Source organism: Staphylococcus xylosus (genome assembly GCF_002732165.1).
Classification (GTDB): domain Bacteria; phylum Bacillota; class Bacilli; order Staphylococcales; family Staphylococcaceae; genus Staphylococcus; species Staphylococcus xylosus.
This window is the reverse complement of sequence record NZ_MRZO01000005.1, coordinates 155,899-174,387: the sequence shown is the minus strand read 5'-3', so window position 1 is coordinate 174,387 and position 18,489 is coordinate 155,899. Positions and strand designations below refer to the sequence as shown.

Sequence of the window (18,489 nt, the reverse complement as noted above, 5' to 3'; positions counted from 1 at the left end):
GGCGCCTCCCTTCTTATTGTGTGCGTGCGGCTTTTAAGCCACACACGCAAATAAGTCATTTTTATTTTTTCTTACGTCCACGAACGATAAGTTTGTCAGATGATTTTTTACCACGACGAGTTTTCTTACCAAGCGTAGGTTTACCCCAAGGTGACATTGGAGATGGTCTACCGATAGGTGCACGACCTTCACCACCACCGTGTGGGTGATCGTTAGGGTTCATTACAGAACCACGAACTGTTGGGCGAATGCCTTTCCATCTAGAACGTCCTGCTTTACCAACGTTTACAAGTTCATGTTGGATGTTACCAACTTGTCCAATTGTAGCACGGCAAGTTGAAAGAATCATACGTACTTCGCCAGATCTTAATCTGATTAATACATATTTACCTTCTTTACCAAGTACTTGTGCACTAGCACCAGCTGAACGAGCAATTTGTCCACCTTTACCAGGTTTTAACTCGATGTTGTGGATTACAGTACCTACTGGAATGAATTGTAATGGTAATGCATTACCTAATTTAATGTCTGCTTCTTCACCGCTTTCAAGAACTTGACCTACTTTTAGGTTTTTTGGAGCGATGATATAGCGTTTTTCACCATCAGCATAAACTAATAATGCAATGTTAGCTGAACGGTTTGGATCATATTGGATTGAATCAACTTTAGCGTTGATACCATCTTTATTACGTTTGAAATCAATAACACGGTATTGACGTTTATGTCCTCCACCATGATGGCGAACTGTCAATTTACCTTGGTTATTTCGTCCCGCTTTTTTCGGTAGCGGTTGTAATAATGACTTTTCAGGTGTAGTTTTCGTAATTTCAGCGAAATCTAAACTAGTCATATTACGACGACCATTAGTAATTGGCTTATATTTTTTTAGAGCCATTGTCGTTTACCTCCTTATTGGTAATCTTTTTTTAGTTGAATAGATCGATTGATCCTTCTTTTAATTTAACGATTGCTACACGTCTCTTGTTTGTATAGCCTTGGTAACGGCCCATACGTTTTTTCTTTGGTTTGTAGTTAATGATGTTTACATTATCAACTTTAACGTCAAAGATTTCTTCAACAGCGATTTTAACTTGTGTTTTATTAGCACGAGTATCAACGTCGAATGTGTATTTATCTTCAGCCATTGCAGCAGAAGATTTTTCAGTGATTACGGGGCGCTTAAGAACGTCTCTTGCTTCCATTATCCGAGCACCTCCTCAACTTTTTTAGCAGCTGCTTCTGTAATTACTACACTGTCAGCGCTTGTGATATCTAGAACGTTTAAACCTTGAGCTGTAGTAACTTGTACACCAGGAATGTTACGTGCTGATAAAGCAACGTTTACATCTTCTGATTCTGTAACTACTAATACTTTTTTAGGTTGTTCTAAATTAGAAAGTACAGTTTTGAACTCTTTTGTTTTTGGAGCATCTAAGTTTAATGCATCTACAACAGTTAAACCTTTTTCTTGTACTTTGAAAGATAATGCTGAGCGTAATGCTAAACGACGCATTTTCTTAGGCATTTTGTATGAGTAACTTCTTGGTGTTGGTCCGAATACGACACCACCACCACGCCATTGTGGAGCACGGATTGTACCTTGACGCGCACGTCCTGTACCTTTTTGTCTCCATGGTTTACGTCCACCACCACGTACTGCTGAACGATTCTTAACAGCATGTGTACCTTGGCGTAATGAAGCACGTTGTAAGTTAATCGCTTCAAAAAGAACATTGTTGTTTGGTTCGATTGCAAATACTGCATCGCTTAGTTCAACTGAACCTGATTTAGATCCATCTACTTTTAATACATCATAATTAGCCATTATGCAATTCCTCCTTTCGTATTATATTATTTATTACCTTTGATTGATGTTGTGATTTCTACAAAACCTTTTTTAGGACCAGGTACATTACCTTTTACTAAAATAACATTGTTTTCAGCATCAATTTGAACTACTTCTAAGTTTTGAACTGTTACAGTGTTACCGCCCATACGTCCAGGCATTTTTTGTCCTTTAAAGACTCTTGAAGCGTCTGATGCCATACCTACAGAACCTGGGGCTCTGTGGAAATGAGAACCATGTGACATTGGACCACGTGCTTGATTATGACGTTTAATGGCACCTTGGAAACCTTTACCTTTAGATACGCCTGTTACATCAATTACGTCTCCAGCTTCAAATGTATCAACTGAGACTTCTTGACCTACTTCGTATTCATCAACGTTAACGTTTCTGAATTCACGAATGAAGCGCTTAGGTGCTGTGCCTGCTTTTTTAGCATGGCCTTCAGCTGGTTTATTTGCATATTTATTACTTTTGCTATCTTTTTTGTAAGCTTGTTTATCTTCGTAGCCTACTTGAATAGCGTTGTATCCATCGATCTCTTCAGATTTCTTTTGTAATACAACGTTTTGGCTTGCTTCTACTACTGTTACAGGGATTAAATCACCGTTTTCTCCGAAAACTTGTGTCATCCCGATTTTTCTTCCTAAGATTCCTTTGGTCATCGAAAGTCCACCTCCTAATTTTTTCTATTATAATTTGATTTCGATGTCTACGCCAGATGGTAAGTTTAAGCCCATAAGAGCATCAACTGTTTTTGGTGTAGGGTTAACAATATCGATTAAACGTTTATGAGTACGTTGTTCGAACTGCTCACGTGAATCTTTGTACTTATGCACGGCACGAATTACAGTGTAAACTGATCTTTCAGTCGGTAACGGAATTGGTCCAGAAACATCTGCACCAGAACGTTTTGCTGTTTCAACAATTTTTTCTGCTGATTGATCGATTACTCGATGGTCATAAGCTTTTAATCTGATTCTGATTTTTTGTTTTGCCATAATTTTCCCTCCTTATTCGTCTACATTTAAGTGATAGACTTCTCCACGAAAACTATCTCACACAGCGCCATGGCAAAGCGGCCGGGTGTGTCAGTAACCTTTCGCTTCATCGCGTGTTCTTAAAGTCCAACATTAGATATGATACATGATAAACAGTGATTTATCAAGCTTTTCTATAAAAGTTTTTAAAACTTTTGTCTAACACATACTTTGTTATTGTACTTGATTAAGTATTTCACTTCAACCTATTTCCTAATATTTCTATTGTAATATTTAAATTTCTATAATTTTACATTTTCTTATTGTTATTCTATTTTAATTATTTCCTATATAATAGATAGATATAAAGATTTAAGTTAGGTGGTGAAATGAAATGAAAAGTGCAATTCGCACTACTCTTTTAATATTAAGTATTATTTTGATAATTAGCGAGTTAGTTTACGGTATTCCTTTTCTTGGAGGCAGTATCATTCTTAGTTTAGGTTGGCAACCGTTACTGATAAGTATGTTGCTCTATTTTATAATGATGGTTATTTTAATTGTAGATAAGCAAAACGCAATTAAACCGATGATGTTTATCCCTTTATTGGGTATTGTAGGTAACATTATTGCCTTTGTACCTGTTGTCGGTATGGTAGTACATTGGATATTATTCTTCTTAATGGTATTTTTTGTCTTCATCTTATTATCCACACCACTTTATGTTCCTAATAAGAATGCTAAAGTTATTTATACTGAAGACAGACGAAATAGTTAGTCATTATAAATAGCAAGTATTAATATAGATAGTTTTTTATTCTATATAATGAAGAAACCTAATTTCGCTACTTGTTAACTACTACAAATTAATTTCTAATATTACCTTTATTTTTTACTATATGTAATTTAAAAGCGCACATTGAACTAAGTCAGACGACAAAGACAATGTGCGCTTCTTTATATTTTTATTACCCGTGAACAAATATGAAATACAGGATGAATAATATCATTAGTGCATACATGATTGGATGCACTTCTTTATGACGTTTTGAAATAAGCATCGTAATTGGATAGAAAATAAATCCACATGCAATACCAGTAGCAATTGAATATGATAAAGGCATCATTATAATTGTTACAAAAGCAGGTACTGCTACTTCAAATTTCTTCCAATCTATTTCTGCAAAGTTTGCTGCCATTAATACACCAACTACAACTAATGCTGGCGTGGTAACAGCACTTGTTACTACTTCCATTAAAGGACTAAAGAATATCGCTAGTAAGAAACAGAACCCGGTTATGACACTTGCAAAACCTGTTCTAGCTCCAACTGCAACTCCTGAACTTGATTCAATATAAGATGTTGTTGTCGTTGTACCGAATATTGCACCAACAATTGTTGCTAGTGAATCTGAGAACAGTGCACGTCCTGCTCTTGGAAGCTTATTATCTTTCATTATGCCTGCTTGTGTAGCGACAGCGACAAGTGTACCTGCAGTATCAAAGAAATCAATAAACAGGAACGTTAATATTACAATTAAGAATTGCACTGTAAGTAATTGACTTGGATCTTTAAATGCTTCAAATGCTGCACCAAAAGTCGGCTCTATGCTTGGTACATGCCCTACAATAGCACTTGGCGTATGTATAAGGCCTGTAATCATACCTACAATAGCTGTTAGTGCCATACCAATAAATATCGCTCCAGGTACTCTTAAAGCATACAATATAACAGTAGCTATAATACCAAATATCGTTAATAAGACTGGTCCATCAGTAATATGTCCTAACGTTACTAATGTTGAATCGTTATTTACAATTATTCCAGAACTCTGCAAACCTACAAAAGTTATGAAAAGACCGATCCCTGCAGATACAGCCATTTTCATCTGATAAGGAATAGCATTTATAATTATTTCCCTGAGCCCGGTCATTGTTAGAAATGCAAAGACTATTCCAGAAAATAGAACGCCTGTCAAACCAATTTGCCATGGTATACCCATAGTTAGTACAACTGTAAATGCAAAGAATGCATTTAAGCCCATACCTGGCGCTAGTCCAATTGGATACCTTGCTATTAAGCCCATGAATAATGAACCTACAAATGCCGCCAGAGCTGTAGCTACAAAGATTGCACCTTGATCCATTTTCATATTCTCAGACACGCCATCAACGCCTGCTAAACTTAGTACTTGAGGGTTAACAGCTAATATATATGCCATCGACAAGAAAGTTGTAAGCCCACCAAGTATCTCTCTCTTATAGTTTGTTTCGTGTTTATCAAACTTGAAATACTTTTTCACGGTTAGTTCTCCTTTTTTTAAAATACCTACATATTCTAATACCAAACGAACTTTTTTACAATAGCAAACACGAACCTTACTTTATTTTTTATACTATTTGTTCGATTAATCTAGAACTTTAGTCCCTTTAATGCGTCTTGGAATGGGTTATTTTCTAATCCTTCATTATTACCCATGTATTTTTTCAAATCTTTTTTATTCACTTTGTCTGACTTTTTATTTTTATGTCGCTTATCCATTTGGGCTTGTGTTTCTGTATGGCCACATACACAACGATATACGGCATCTTTACCTCTCCCAAATAGCGTCATTTTCTTGTGACAATTTGGACAACGGGCATTTGTTTTTCTTTGTACATTTTTCTTTGTCTTACATTGCGGATCTTGACAGACTAACATTTGACCATTTTTTGTTTTCACTTTAATCATAAACTTGCCACATGTTGGACATTCTGTTGTTGTTAAATTATCATGTTTATAATTCTGGTCACTCTCTTTAATTTCAGATACAACATCTTTCGTAAATGACTTCATTTCAGTTATAAATTTACTTGCATCATATTTACCTTGTTCTATAAGCGTTAACTTTTCTTCCCATTCTGCAGTTAACAATGGCGAAGTTAGTTTCTGTGGTGCTAATTCTAATATTTGCTTTCCTTTTGATGTGATTTTTATTTTACCATCTCTAGATTCAATCGCGTTCATATTAAAGAGTTTATCTATGATATCCGCTCTTGTAGCAACTGTACCAATACCACCTGTTTCTTTTAATGTCTGATTATGTTTTTTATCTGTTAAATTAAAGAATTTTTGAGGACTTTCCATCGCTTTAAGCAATGTACCTTCATTAAAGTATGGTGGTGGTGTCGTCTCATGTTGATTGATTTGTACTTTACTAATGTTTAGTTTTGCACCTTTTTGCAATTGCTCCATTTGATCATTTACTTTGTCTTTGTCTTCAAATATTTCTTTAAAACCTAATTTAGTAGTTACTTTGTCTTTAAAAGTAAATGCATAGCCATTAATATACAATTCTATTGAAACAGCCTCGTATTCGTGTGGAGACATAAGATTTTCTAGATACCTTTGTGCAATCATCATATATATTTTCGATTCTCTCTGACTTAATTGACTCATGTCTGGTCGTACTTCAGTAGGAATGATCGCGTGATGATCTGAAACCTTGCTATTATTCACAAACTTTTGCTTAGCTGAGAAAGTTTGCGACATTTGCCTCTTGGCAAGATCTTTTAATGAAGTTGCCATAATTGCTTGCAGTCTATCTTTCAAAGTATCTACCATATCATCGGTTAGATAATTAGAATCAGTACGCGGGTACGTAACCAATTTATGACGTTCATATAATGTTTGTAGCGTATTCAATGTCTCTTTAGGTCCTAAGTGGAAACGTTTATATGCATCTTGCTGAAGATCAGTCAGACTATATAATTGTTGAGGGTAAGCTTTTTTATGTGATTTATTTATTGTTTCTATTTGAGCTGTACAGTCTTTAATTTTATCTTCTATGCTTTCAAAAACTGATTTATCTTCATGAGACTGTGGCTTAGTACATTGAAAAGTTAATCCTCCTGCATCAATTGACATTGTATAGTATGTCTTCGGTTCAAACTGTTTAATCTCATTCTGTCTCATTTGGACTAACTGTATTGTTGGTGTTTGAACTCGTCCTAGTGACAATTGCGCATCATACTTAGTAGTTAATGCTCTAGTAGCATTAATACCTACAATCCAATCTGCTTCACTTCTCGCTAACGCAGCATAGTATAAATTATTGAACTTCCGTCCATCTTGAAGTTTGCTAAAACCGTCTCTAATTGCTTTTTGAGTTACTGAACTAATCCATAAACGCTTTATCGGCTTTTTATTGTGAGATTTATCTAAAATCAAACGCGCTACTAGTTCGCCCTCTCTTCCAGCATCGGTTGCAATAATAATATCCTTCACATTTTTATTATTAATCAATGACTGAACAGTCGAGAATTGTTTTCTAGTCTTACTAATCACAACTGTCTTCATTTTATTTGGTATGATTGGTAAATCATTAAGTCTCCATTCTTTATAATTCTTATCATATTGTTCTGGTGTTGCATTAGTTACAAGGTGACCTAATGCCCATGTGACAATATATTGATTATTTTCAAAGTAGCCATTACGTTTTTCGTTGATATTAAGCGTATTTGCAATGTCTCTACCTACTGAAGGTTTCTCAGCTATAATTAATGATTTCATAATTTCGCCCTTTCAAATTCAATATAATATACATTGTAACATGTCTGTAGCACATCAAAACTTCCATTTATTCAAAAAAGTTCTTATAATTAACTTAAGCGATCATTCTATGGAGGTATTGTTATGAAAATTATTCAGTTAAATAATTATGATCAAATTGTAAAGTTTATTAATAACGCTGATTACCATATCGCATCTTATCTATATAAATTACCACAAGCACACGAAAATGTTGAAGCTACCATAAAACAAGCTATAGACGATCCTGGTGTATTTGCTCAAATCAATGAAGAAAATGAAATCGTCATGCTTATCTTCGCATTTAAATATGAAGATAATAAGTATAAAGTTATTGGACCTTTCATTGATAAAGATAAAAAATTAACTACTGAGTCATTTAAAGTTTTATTTGAAGCTATGGCGCAAAGCAAACCTGACACAGCGACCTTTAATTTTTCCTTTGAAGAAAACGAACAAAATTATTCATCTTTTATGAAATCAATCCAATCATCATATAGTTTCACAGACTATCATTTAATATCAACACAGGACATTGGTACTGTCGATAATATCCAAAACATAACAGACTATCATCCAGCTTATTATCGTACCTTCAAAAAGTTACATGAGCACACATTTAAACACGATGTAATGACCGCTGACGAAATTGTTAATTCATTGGATGAGCAACATAAACTTTTTGTTTTTATGTCTGAAGGTCTTCTAAAAGGCTACTTATACTTACAAATATATGAAAATACTAAAAATGCTGAAATTAAGTATTTTTCTTCTCATACAGACTATAGATTTATGGGAATCGCATTTGATTTATTATCACACGCATTAAACTTTGCATTTTCTAATTACGATATAAATAAAACATATTTCAAAATCAGAAATAAAAACCACACACTAGTAGAACGATTTAATGAATTAGGTTTTTATATTAATTATGAATATAAGAAATTCAAATACGTTGCTGCTCATCTCTAAAATATATTACTTAAAATTATATTAAGACATTTTGATTTCGAAAAAAGAGGGTAATAAACCACTATTACTCTCTTTTTACATTTTAATTATAAAAAAATATTGCAAATTATAAACTAATACTTTTACTAAAATAATAGTTTGCTTTAGAATGAATGTTTGTAAACAATTGTTGGTGATTGTTTTAAGGGGAGAAAAACAAATAGAGAGTGAGTGAGTAAAAGTATGGATTTATTAATTGCTTTATTACCTGCGTTATTCTGGGGTAGTGTAGTTTTAATTAATGTTCTTGTAGGTGGAGGTCCTTATAATCAGATTAGAGGGACAACTTTTGGTGCATTAATCATCGGTATTATCTTATTACTTACAGGTAATGCTAAATTTGATGATCTTACTATCATTATTGTCGGTTTAATTTCTGGTGCATTCTGGGCATTAGGCCAAGGATATCAATTAAAATCTGTAAGTCTTATAGGTGTTTCAAAAACAATGCCTATTTCAACAGGATTACAGTTAGTTGGTACAACGTTATTTAGTGCCATTTTCTTAGGTGAATGGAGCACAGGCGTGCAAGTTACATTAGGTCTTGTCGCTATGGTATTACTTGTTATTGGTATTGCGTTAACATCTATTAAAGGTAAAAATGAAGCATCAGAAAGTACTAAAAACTTTGGTAAAGCGATGCCTATCCTTTTAATATCTACTGTAGGTTATGTTGTCTACGTAGTAGTAGCACAAATATTCGGCGTAGATGGAATGAATGCTTTATTCTTCCAATCTATAGGTATGGCTATTGGTGGTTTAATACTATCAGCTAAACATGAAACATCAGTTAAAAGTACACTATGGAATTTAATACCAGGTGTTGTTTGGGGTATCGGTAACTTATTTATGTTCTACTCACAACCAAAAGTTGGTGTAGCGACTAGTTTCTCATTTTCACAACTATTAGTTATTGTATCTACACTCGGCGGTATTTTCCTATTAGGCGAGAAAAAAGACAAACGTCAGATGATTGGTATTTGGGCTGGTATCGTACTTATCGTTATTGCAGCCTTTGTACTCGGAAATATTAAAGCATAATTATAATTAAGAGATATGACCATGCTTTAAATTGTTACTAATTAAGGAGGAGTTTGAATATGTTCACAGATTTAGAAGGTAAAGTAGTAGTTATCACAGGTGGTAGTAGCGGCATTGGTAAAGCAATGGTTGAACAATTTGGTAAAGAAAAAGCTAAAGTTGTTATTAACTATCTTTCAGAAAGTTCATTAGACGATGTAGCTGAATCTATCAAATTAATTGAGGATGCAGGCGGACAAGCAATTAAAGTGCATGCAGACGTATCAAAAGAAGAAGACGTAAATAATTTAATTAAAGCTGCAGTTGACACATTTGGAACATTAGATATTCTTATAAATAATGCTGGTTTTGAAAAACCAATTCCAACTCATGAGATGCCTTTAGAAGAATGGCAAAAAGTTATTGATATCAACTTAACTGGTGCATTCATTGGTTCAAAAGCTGCAGTTAATCAATTCCTTAAAGAAGATAAAAAAGGTATCATTCTTAATACATCAAGTGTACATGATAGAATCCCTTGGCCAAACTATGTAAACTACGCTGCTAGTAAAGGTGGCTTAAAATTAATGATGGAAACAATGTCAATGGAGTACGCTCAACATGGCATCCGCATTAACAATATCTCACCTGGTGCTATCGTAACTGAACATACAAGAGAGAAATTCTCTGACCCAGAAACACGTGCTGAGACATTAGAAATGATTCCAGCAAAAGAAATTGGTGAAGCTGATCAAGTTGCAAATGTTGCACGCTTCTTATGTTCAGATTTAGCTGACTACATTCACGGTACTACAATCTATGTAGACGGCGGCATGACAAACTATCCAGCGTTTATGGGCGGTAAAGGATAACTTATATTTATTAATTAGACTTATCCCTGTTTAATGATAAATCATTTGTTACGCTCATTTACGCAGAGAATGTTTTACAAACGATATTGCTGTCATACCCTGATAGTAATATCTAAATTAATTGAGACATATATTTGTGTCCCAATACTATGCCTACAAGAATATTTGAGCTAAAGCTTATATGTTCTTGCGGGCCATTAAATTTACTATCATGATTAAAGTGCTTAAGACATTTGTGGAATGTCCTGAGTACTTTTTTCTTTATACAGATATGGATTGTTAAATTAATCTTAACTGTACCTTTCCTCTCCCCCTTTTCAATTAATTAGCCAAATAAGAAATGGAATAAAAAAGCAATTTATGTAAAATAGTTAATCATCCCTTCCAACAAAGATGACTAGATTGTTATAGGTGAAAATGTTCACCTGAGATAATACTTATTTATAGATTAAGGCTGAGACAATCAATTTGCCCCAGCCTTAATCTATACTTTGTTATTAAATTATTCATTACAAACGTTTATACAAATAACGCTTGATAAATATACAGAATGACAATACTAATTACAATTGTTAAATTCGTAACCATGCCTACCAACGGTAAAGTTTTATACTTGAATTGTATTGAGTAAGGTATGATAGCTACACCAACAGGTAATAACCAGGCAACTTGTAAAGTTGTTTTGATCATCTCATCGTCTACTGGTAAAAAGAAATGTACTAATAAACCAGCAATTATACCTAAACCATAATGTATAGCTAAATATTTGAGTGCAATAGGTAAAAATCTCTTATCAATACTGAAATTTAACATCAGACCTAGTAAGATCATTGATAATGGCATATTAGCCCCTGATAACACAGAGAAAAAATCAATTACTGGATCTGGAAAATGAATATCAAGCATATTTAAAATAAACATTATGATATAAGTCATAAGTGGCACTGATTTGAGCAAGTTTTTTCCTAAATATTTAAAGTCGAAACTATCTCCGGCGCTACTAAAATAGCTGCCGACAAAATAAGTTACACCAAACATGATAATTGCCCCACCTATATCAGCCATACCAAAATATATCATTCCCGTTTGTGGCCATATCGCTTCAACAAGCGGATACGCAAACAAGCCTATATTCAATGAAGCCATCATCATACCAGTCGCACCACGAATCTGGTTATCATATTTTATAAATAACCAGACAACAATAATTTTGGCAAGAATACCATAAATAATCATCATTATTGGTAAAATTGAAAGTGATAAATCAAGTTCTGCACCATTCAAATTAACTATTACTAGCGAAGGCAATGTGACATTTAATACTAAGGTAGAGAATACTTGGCTATCGTTCGCCTTAAAATAATTAATCCTCTTTAATGTATAACCCAATGCAATCAGTATAATAATTATGATAAATTGTTGAGTCACAATAATCCTTCTTTCATTACATTATTTCGTTTTCAATCCATTTTCATACTTTAACATAAATGTCAGCTATTTTAGAAGCTTTCGATTTCATGTTATAATTCTAGTCAATCTCATGTAGCCTAATGCTATAATAATAAGGAGTGACTAGCAATGAATTTAAATGATAAATTAGCAGAACTAAAATATGATTATGTCAGATTACAAGGCGATTTAGAAAAAAGAGAATCCGTCAATCAAGATGTTGATCCATTGGTTAGACAACTTGAAGATATAGAAGAAGAAATTGCATCTGTGCGTTCAGAAATTAGTCGAAAAGATCATAAATAACATCCTAGTCAATTTATTTTTTACATGCTAAGATTAATAGCGAATATAGAAAGGATGTTAACCTATGCAACTATATCTTATCTTATTACCAATACTTTATCTAATTGTGAGTTACATAAGCATATTTAAAATGAATACAATCATCACTCGTATTTTACGTATAATTATGGCTCTATTATTACTATTTGTAGTAGCAATTACAACACTTTCCTTCCCTGCAATCAACTGGTGGGTATTTATCTTACTCTTACTTTTAGTTGGTAACGTGGAAATTACAAGTTTCAAAAGTGGTAAAAAAGACCAAAAGGCGGTTCAAATTTTAAATATTATTACAATTATCATATTTGTAATATACGTTATTTTAACTTTAGTATTATATTAATATAATACTGGAATACTTATACAAACGCGAGACCACAATCAATGCAACAGTATTGATTGTGGTCTCGTCTTTTTTATATGAATTAAATAATTATGAGCAGAAACAACTTCTATTAAGATGATTTTATACTATTAGCTGATCGTTATTAAATATACTTATATTTATAAAAATCCGAGACACATATTTATGCCTCGGACTGTCCCTATATTTATTCAAGCTATTTCTTTTTGCGTGTTACTTTATCTTTTAATGTAAATAATATTTCGTAAATAACTGGAACGACTATCAGTGTTAATAGTGTAGAAGATATCAATCCTCCAACAACAGTTGCTGCCATGCCTTTAGAAATAATGATTGAACTACCTTCACCAAATAGCATTGGCACGAGTGCACCTATTGTAGCTAATGCTGTCATTAAAATTGGTCTTATACGTGTTCCACCAGCCTCTAATAGTGCATCTTTCATTTCTAGTCCTTGCTTTTGTTTATTAATCACTCTATCTATTAACACAATAGCATTAGTAACTACGATACCTATCAACATCAACATACCAATCATGCTTGGTACAGAGATTGTTTCTCCTGTAATCACTAACGCGAGAACTACGCCAATTACTGTATATGGTAAAGAGAATAATATAGTGAAGGGTGCAAGCGCCCCTTTAAATGTCAATACAAGTACTAAATAAACTACGATAATAGCTGCTAACATTGCGAAGGCTAATTGAGTAATGGCATTTCCAATATCTTCATTCGCGCCTCCAACGTTTATTTTCACATTCGTAGGCGTATCAAGGTTGTTCACTTTAGATAATACCTTTTGAGATGTACCGCCCACATCGTCATTCGTTACTTTAGCTGAAACGGTAGCAGTATAATCACCTGCTTTTGTTTCGATCTTATTCGGCGTTTTAGTTTGTTCTAATGTTGCAATATCACTTAACTCTATAGCTTGCCCCATCGGTGTTTGTAATTCTGTACTTTCTAACTTCTCTTTCGACCAATCTGTTTTTTTATCTTCCTTAATCTTCACATCAATAGATTTACCTTTTTCTTTGACGGTAGTCACACTTTGTTCAGGTGTATTTTGATTGAGGATCATCGCCAATTGCGCCGCTGACAAGCCATATTTAGCTGCTTCATTTTGATCAACTTTAATATTGTATTGGTCATACGTCTGCGTTAAATCAGATTTGACATTCGCCATACCTTTAACGCCTTTCATCTCATCTTCAACTTTATTAACTGTGCCTTTTATAGCTTCAAGTGTTGGTCCTGTAACTGAAACTTCTAACTTATTATTACTACCACCTGTACCCATGTCTTGATTTGCCCAATCACCTGGATGCTTATATTTTTCTAGGTGTTGTAATACTTTATCGGGCTCTTCCTCAAAATTTGGTGTATCTGAATCGTATTCTACCATAATAGCCATACTGTTTGAGCTTCCGGTTGGATCAGTTGGTGATGCACCGCCAACAGAGTATTGTACAGTTTTCACTTTATCTTTTTTATTTAGATATTTTTGGACTTGTTCCGCGTGATTTAACACACCTTTTTCTGTTTCCCCTGGCTTAGGCGTGTAGGTTAATGCCATGAACTTATCTTCACCTGTAGAAATAAAGCTAGTTCCTAATTTAGCTGCGCCTAACCCTATACTTGATATTAAAATGATTGTACTAACTAGGATGACAATCCATTTGTGATTTAAAGACCATTTTAAAATTACTTTGTATTTTTCACCGATAAATCCTAAAGACTCTTCTTTATGATGTTTTACGCCCTTTTTAAAAAGTGTAGCACTTAAAGCAGGCACGATTGTAATAGAAACAAGTAATGATGCTAATAGACTAAATGCTATCGCTAATGCGAAGGGCCTAAACATTTCACCAACAGATCCAGTAACGAACGCTAAAGGTAAGAATACAATAATCGTTACGATTGTAGATGACATGATTGGCTTAAACACTTCACTCGTTGCGCTTACAATTAATCGATCTCCTGTCAATGATTCATTTCGATCTGATAATCTCCGATAGATATTTTCTACTACTACAATTGAATCATCTATGACACGCCCAATTGCAACCGTCAATGCACCTAATGTTAAAATATTTAGTGATACATCAGATAATTTCAAAGCAATCATCGCTATTAAAATAGACATCGGTATTGAAACAACAGCTATTGCAGTTGTTCTAATATTCCTTAAGAATAATAGTATGACGATAATTGCCACAATCGTACCTAATATCGCTTTTTCAATCATTGTATACAGTGCGTCTTCAATAGGTTTTGCTGTATCCATTACTTTTGTAGCAACCATATCTGGGTTGTCTTTAATAAGTTTATCAATTTCTTTCTTCGTATCTTTTGCTACTTGAACTGTATTTGCATCTTGCGCTTTTGTTATCTGAACATTTACAGCATCTTTACCATTAGTTTTAGATATAGACTCGCGTTCATCCCCAGCTGTTACATCAGCGATATCTTTTAATTTAACTGAAGGTATCTCGGCCCCATCAGTTTGGCTACTTGTTGACGAATCGCCAGATTGCGACTGAGCGTCAAGCGAACCTTGCGACTCACTTTGTCCTTTAGATTCTTGCATCATTGCATCGCTTGATTCACCGTTAGATTGCGACTGAGCGCCTGAGTTTGCACCTGCAGAAAGTGGTATATTTAAGTTTTTAAGTGCGTCTACAGATGTGAATTCACCATCAATAACCACGGATTTTTCTGTGTTATTAAATTGGAATAATCCCAGTGGTGTTTCACTTGTAGCACTTTTTAAATATTGTTCGACACTATCTTTTGTTAAACCACTGCTCTCAAGTTTATCTTGATTAAATTTAATAGAAACTTCACGAGATGTTTGTCCATTTAGTTGTGCATTCTGTACACCATCTATTGTTTGTAGTTTCGGTATTAATTGATGATTAATTTTATTAGTTGTATCTTTTAAGTTATTATCTTTAGTCGTAAATGAATATGCTACGATTGGAAAGGCATCCATAGAATTTCTTGAAAGTTCAGGTTCTTCAACACCCTCAGCAAATTTAATTTTATCAATTTCTTTTTTTAAATCATTTTCTGCTTTATCCAGGTCTACACTTTCTTCATATTCTACTGTAACCATAGAAGCATTTTGTATAGATTGTGCTGTGACATTTTTTACATTAGCCATCGATCTAACTTGATCATCAATTTTGTCACTAACGTCCTCTTTAACTGTTTCTGGTGTGGCACCAGGCATAGAAGTTTGTACTGTAATCATTGGAGATTCTACATCTGGTAATAATTCTAGTTTCATTTTGGTACTAGCATATAAGCCGCCTAGAATAACTAATAGCACCATTAGAAATATGGCAAATTTGTTCCCTAGTGAAAACTGTAACAGTTTTTTTATCATATTGTTTCCCCACTCTCACTTCTTAAATATCGTATATTTCATTGTAATAACAAACATTTCCCTTTTTGCCGCATTAACATTAATTAATATAAATAACAGTAAAATATGTATACATAAATAGCGCACGTTATATAGTTTATTAAATTAATTCTAAAACTTTATAACGTGCATTCATTTGAATTTAGATTACTTATTTTATTTTTTGAATTTACGTGATAATTTAATTTTTGCTTTAGTAAGTTTAGGTTTAAAGTTTTCAATAACTTGATATAGTGGTTTATTTAATACATAATCAAATTCACCAATTTTTTCACTCAAATAAGTACCCCAAACTTTTTTGAATGTCCATAAACCATAATGGTCAGAAGATTTATCTGGATCATTATCTGTACCACCGAAATCATAAGTCGTTGCACCATGTTCTCTAGCATACTGCATCATTGCAAATTGCATATGATGGTTTGGTAAGAAATTACGATATTCATTTGAAGAAGCACCATATAAATAGTACGACTTATTGCCTGCAAACATTAACAATGCACCCGATAAATATATTCCTTCTGGATGTTTAGATTCTAATGTAACCATTTCATCAATGAGTTCTTGTGTTTTGCTTATTTTATTATCTGCATCGTTAATTTTATTAAGTGTCTTTTTATCTTGTTTCTTATTAGCTAATTTTACTTTTTCAGCTTCAATTTCTTCTAACTCTTTTCTTAACTCTTGTAAAACTGGTTTTGGTTCTAATTTAACTAGGAATAATTCTGCATCACCGTCTGGATGCAAGGCATCATATATATTCTGGAAATAGCTGATATCTCTTGTTAAGAACCCATCACGTTCACCCGTGATTTGCATTAAATTAGCAAATGTCTTTAAACCGTCTCTATCTGAACGTTCAACTGTAGTGCCACGTTTTAATGCTAATCTTACTTTCGAACGATTACGGCGTTCAAAACTTTGAATCAATTCTTCATCTGTTTTGTCGATAGGTGTAATCATTGTCATTCTTGGTTGTATATAGTCCTTAGAAAGCCCTTCTTTAAATCCTTTATGTTTAAAGCCTAATGCACGTAGATTTGTTAGAGCTTCCGCACCTTTATCCACCTCTACATCTGGATCAATCTTAATGGCATATGCTTTTTCTTCTTTAGCGATTTGCATTGCAGCTTCCAACAGTGTCTCTAAAGCTAATTTATTACTATAGTCAGTAACAAACCCACGCGAAATGTAGCAAAGTGTATAAGGTAGCTTAGGCACTTTTTTAAATAGTAGTTGACCTACCCCAACAATTTCTCCATCTTCTCCGACTGCGATACGTCTTGAATACCAGCCAGTTAGTGTTTTAGTTTCAGCCCATTTAGTTAATTGTAATAAGTCACCTTGCGGATGAGCTTTAACAAATGCATCATGCGCTTGATTAGTGATATTCATCTTTTCCATAAAAACTGATGTCTCCTTTATCAATTCAATTCTATGATATTATATATTGTTTTATTCTAATTTTCACATACAAACCATCATTTGCTATACTATAATAAATATAGAAACGAGGTTTTTTTATGCGGATTTTAATTATTAGCTTACTATTATTAATTAATTTAATTTTCATTTTTCAAGCTATCAATGAACCACTTACAATTTCATATTTAAGTTTAAGAATTATTTTAGCAGCGTTTACATTTATAATAACTGTTTATTTACTATTATTGCGTACTCAAAAAATTTCTACTTACTTAGCTATTTTAACACTTATCACTTCTTTGATACACATATTCATAATCGCACATAGTGCATACTTATATATTTATTAATCTGCTATAAATTTGTAACTTAAGCCACGTATAATTAATGTGTAAGGGGACGTTGTTTTATTATCTTTTATAGTGACTGATTTATAACCTGAATCTGTGCCATCACTAATGTTAAATAATGTTTCATCCCCTTTTAATTTTAATGTCGTGACACTTGCTGCTTCATCTATGATTTCCATATCAAACCAGCGTTGCCACTTATCAACTGTGTGTTTACGCTCTGTGCTAGTCAATTCTACAGATTGAATTATAAATTCATTTTGACGCAATGATGCCAACTTTTCATTTCGCGTATCTTCTTGTTCATTCCACTGTATAAAAAATGGGGGCTTTACTCTATAATCTGGGTCTGCAATATATAATAATTTCCACGTTGTTCTATCGCCTTTTATATTTTCTCTTTGCATGTTTACAGGTCCAATGACCTCTACATCTTTTTCTTCTAAATCTGCCTTTAATTGTTCAATATCTTGTGTACGAAATGCCAATGTTTTTAAACCTTGTGCATAATTATCTTGAACTATTTTAGAAGGGAATGACACTCGGCCTTCATCAGTTTTAATTATTTTTTGTAAGACGTCTGGCTTGTATACATCTATCAATTCAATATATGCATTGTTTAAATAAGCTAATTTATTGTATGTACCTAACCTCTCGTGTTGTCCTCCTTGTTGTAAAGTTAGCAAATGTCCTGGGTATTTAAAGTTGTCTAAATGCTGAATATAGTGTACTAAATGATCTAATTTTAAATATTGCATAACTTTTCTCCCCTACTCTCATCTTTAACCCTATCATAACAAATTGCGTACTACTTTACTTCCTAT

Annotated in this window: 17 protein-coding genes; 6 read left to right on the top strand and 11 right to left on the bottom strand. The window is 33.3% G+C overall.

Annotated features, from left to right (window positions below):
- Positions 1-61: 61 nt before the first annotated feature.
- The 5 genes from rplB to rpsJ are packed head-to-tail and all read right to left on the bottom strand — an operon-like array spanning position 62 to position 2,847.
- The gene (gene rplB, locus BTM19_RS09375) at positions 62-895 is read right to left on the bottom strand and encodes a 50S ribosomal protein L2 (protein WP_017722925.1); all 834 of its coding nucleotides are present in this window, start codon (positions 893-895) and stop codon (positions 62-64) included.
- Between the two features lie 31 nt (positions 896-926).
- Complete coding sequence (gene rplW, locus BTM19_RS09370) at positions 927-1,202, bottom strand: 50S ribosomal protein L23 (RefSeq protein ID WP_002482614.1); 276 nt, start codon at positions 1,200-1,202, stop codon at positions 927-929.
- On the bottom strand, positions 1,202-1,825 hold the full coding sequence (gene rplD, locus BTM19_RS09365; RefSeq protein WP_029378518.1) for a 50S ribosomal protein L4: 624 nt from the start codon (positions 1,823-1,825) through the stop codon (positions 1,202-1,204). Before rplD ends, rplW begins: the two co-directional genes overlap by 1 nt.
- Positions 1,826-1,851: 26 nt before the next feature.
- Positions 1,852-2,511 (bottom strand): 50S ribosomal protein L3, encoded by a 660-nt coding sequence (rplC, locus tag BTM19_RS09360; RefSeq protein WP_017722923.1) that lies wholly within the window; start codon positions 2,509-2,511, stop codon positions 1,852-1,854.
- Between the two features lie 27 nt (positions 2,512-2,538).
- The gene (gene rpsJ / locus BTM19_RS09355; RefSeq protein WP_002482611.1) at positions 2,539-2,847 is read right to left on the bottom strand and encodes a 30S ribosomal protein S10; all 309 of its coding nucleotides are present in this window, start codon (positions 2,845-2,847) and stop codon (positions 2,539-2,541) included.
- Positions 2,848-3,220: 373 nt separating this feature from the next.
- Here rpsJ and BTM19_RS09350 point away from each other — a divergent pair, with 373 nt between their 5' ends.
- Positions 3,221-3,604: a hypothetical protein gene (locus BTM19_RS09350; RefSeq protein ID WP_029378517.1), complete on the top strand. Its 384-nt coding sequence runs from the start codon at positions 3,221-3,223 to the stop codon at positions 3,602-3,604.
- A 190-nt stretch (positions 3,605-3,794) separates the two neighbouring features.
- Here the strand turns inward: BTM19_RS09350 and BTM19_RS09345 are convergent, their stop codons facing one another.
- Both BTM19_RS09345 and BTM19_RS09340 read right to left on the bottom strand, forming a co-directional pair.
- Entirely contained in the window at positions 3,795-5,129 is a 1,335-nt protein-coding gene (locus BTM19_RS09345) for an NCS2 family permease (protein ID WP_029378516.1), read from the bottom strand.
- Positions 5,130-5,239: 110 nt separating this feature from the next.
- Positions 5,240-7,378: a DNA topoisomerase III gene (locus tag BTM19_RS09340; RefSeq protein WP_029378515.1), complete on the bottom strand. Its 2,139-nt coding sequence runs from the start codon at positions 7,376-7,378 to the stop codon at positions 5,240-5,242.
- 123 nt (positions 7,379-7,501) lie between these two features.
- Here BTM19_RS09340 and BTM19_RS09335 point away from each other — a divergent pair, with 123 nt between their 5' ends.
- The 3 genes from BTM19_RS09335 (at position 7,502) to BTM19_RS09325 (ending at position 10,302) form a co-directional block, all read left to right on the top strand.
- Positions 7,502-8,371 carry a GNAT family N-acetyltransferase gene (locus tag BTM19_RS09335; RefSeq protein ID WP_029378514.1) on the top strand — a complete coding sequence of 290 codons (870 nt, stop codon included), beginning with the start codon at positions 7,502-7,504 and terminating at the stop codon, positions 8,369-8,371.
- Between the two features lie 222 nt (positions 8,372-8,593).
- Positions 8,594-9,451 carry a RhaT/GlcU family sugar-proton symporter gene (locus tag BTM19_RS09330; RefSeq protein ID WP_029378513.1) on the top strand — a complete coding sequence of 286 codons (858 nt, stop codon included), beginning with the start codon at positions 8,594-8,596 and terminating at the stop codon, positions 9,449-9,451.
- Positions 9,452-9,510: 59 nt separating this feature from the next.
- Positions 9,511-10,302 carry a glucose 1-dehydrogenase gene (locus BTM19_RS09325; protein ID WP_029378512.1) on the top strand — a complete coding sequence of 264 codons (792 nt, stop codon included), beginning with the start codon at positions 9,511-9,513 and terminating at the stop codon, positions 10,300-10,302.
- Between the two features lie 519 nt (positions 10,303-10,821).
- Here the strand turns inward: BTM19_RS09325 and BTM19_RS09320 are convergent.
- A complete protein-coding gene (locus tag BTM19_RS09320) occupies positions 10,822-11,730 on the bottom strand; it encodes an AEC family transporter (RefSeq protein WP_029378511.1) in 909 nt (302 codons plus the stop codon).
- A gap of 150 nt (positions 11,731-11,880) precedes the next feature.
- On the opposite strand from BTM19_RS09320, the gene BTM19_RS13095 reads away from it, so the two are divergent.
- Positions 11,881-12,057, top strand: a complete 177-nt coding sequence (locus BTM19_RS13095; protein ID WP_099265842.1) for an SE1832 family protein — start codon at positions 11,881-11,883, stop codon at positions 12,055-12,057.
- A 64-nt stretch (positions 12,058-12,121) separates the two neighbouring features.
- Positions 12,122-12,439, top strand: coding sequence for a membrane stabilizing protein MspA (mspA, locus tag BTM19_RS09310; RefSeq protein WP_017722914.1), 318 nt, complete (start codon positions 12,122-12,124; stop codon positions 12,437-12,439).
- Between the two features lie 217 nt (positions 12,440-12,656).
- On the opposite strand, the gene BTM19_RS09305 is transcribed toward mspA, so the two are convergent.
- The 3 genes from BTM19_RS09305 to BTM19_RS09290 all read right to left on the bottom strand — a co-directional run bounded on the left by BTM19_RS09305 (position 12,657) and on the right by BTM19_RS09290 (position 18,423).
- On the bottom strand, positions 12,657-15,851 hold the full coding sequence (locus tag BTM19_RS09305) for an efflux RND transporter permease subunit (RefSeq protein WP_099265841.1): 3,195 nt from the start codon (positions 15,849-15,851) through the stop codon (positions 12,657-12,659).
- 195 nt (positions 15,852-16,046) lie between these two features.
- Positions 16,047-17,294, bottom strand: a complete 1,248-nt coding sequence (locus BTM19_RS09300) for a lipid II:glycine glycyltransferase FemX (RefSeq protein ID WP_029378509.1) — start codon at positions 17,292-17,294, stop codon at positions 16,047-16,049.
- 367 nt (positions 17,295-17,661) lie between these two features.
- Positions 17,662-18,423, bottom strand: coding sequence for a VOC family protein (locus BTM19_RS09290; RefSeq protein ID WP_029378507.1), 762 nt, complete (start codon positions 18,421-18,423; stop codon positions 17,662-17,664).
- Positions 18,424-18,489: the final 66 nt, after the last annotated feature.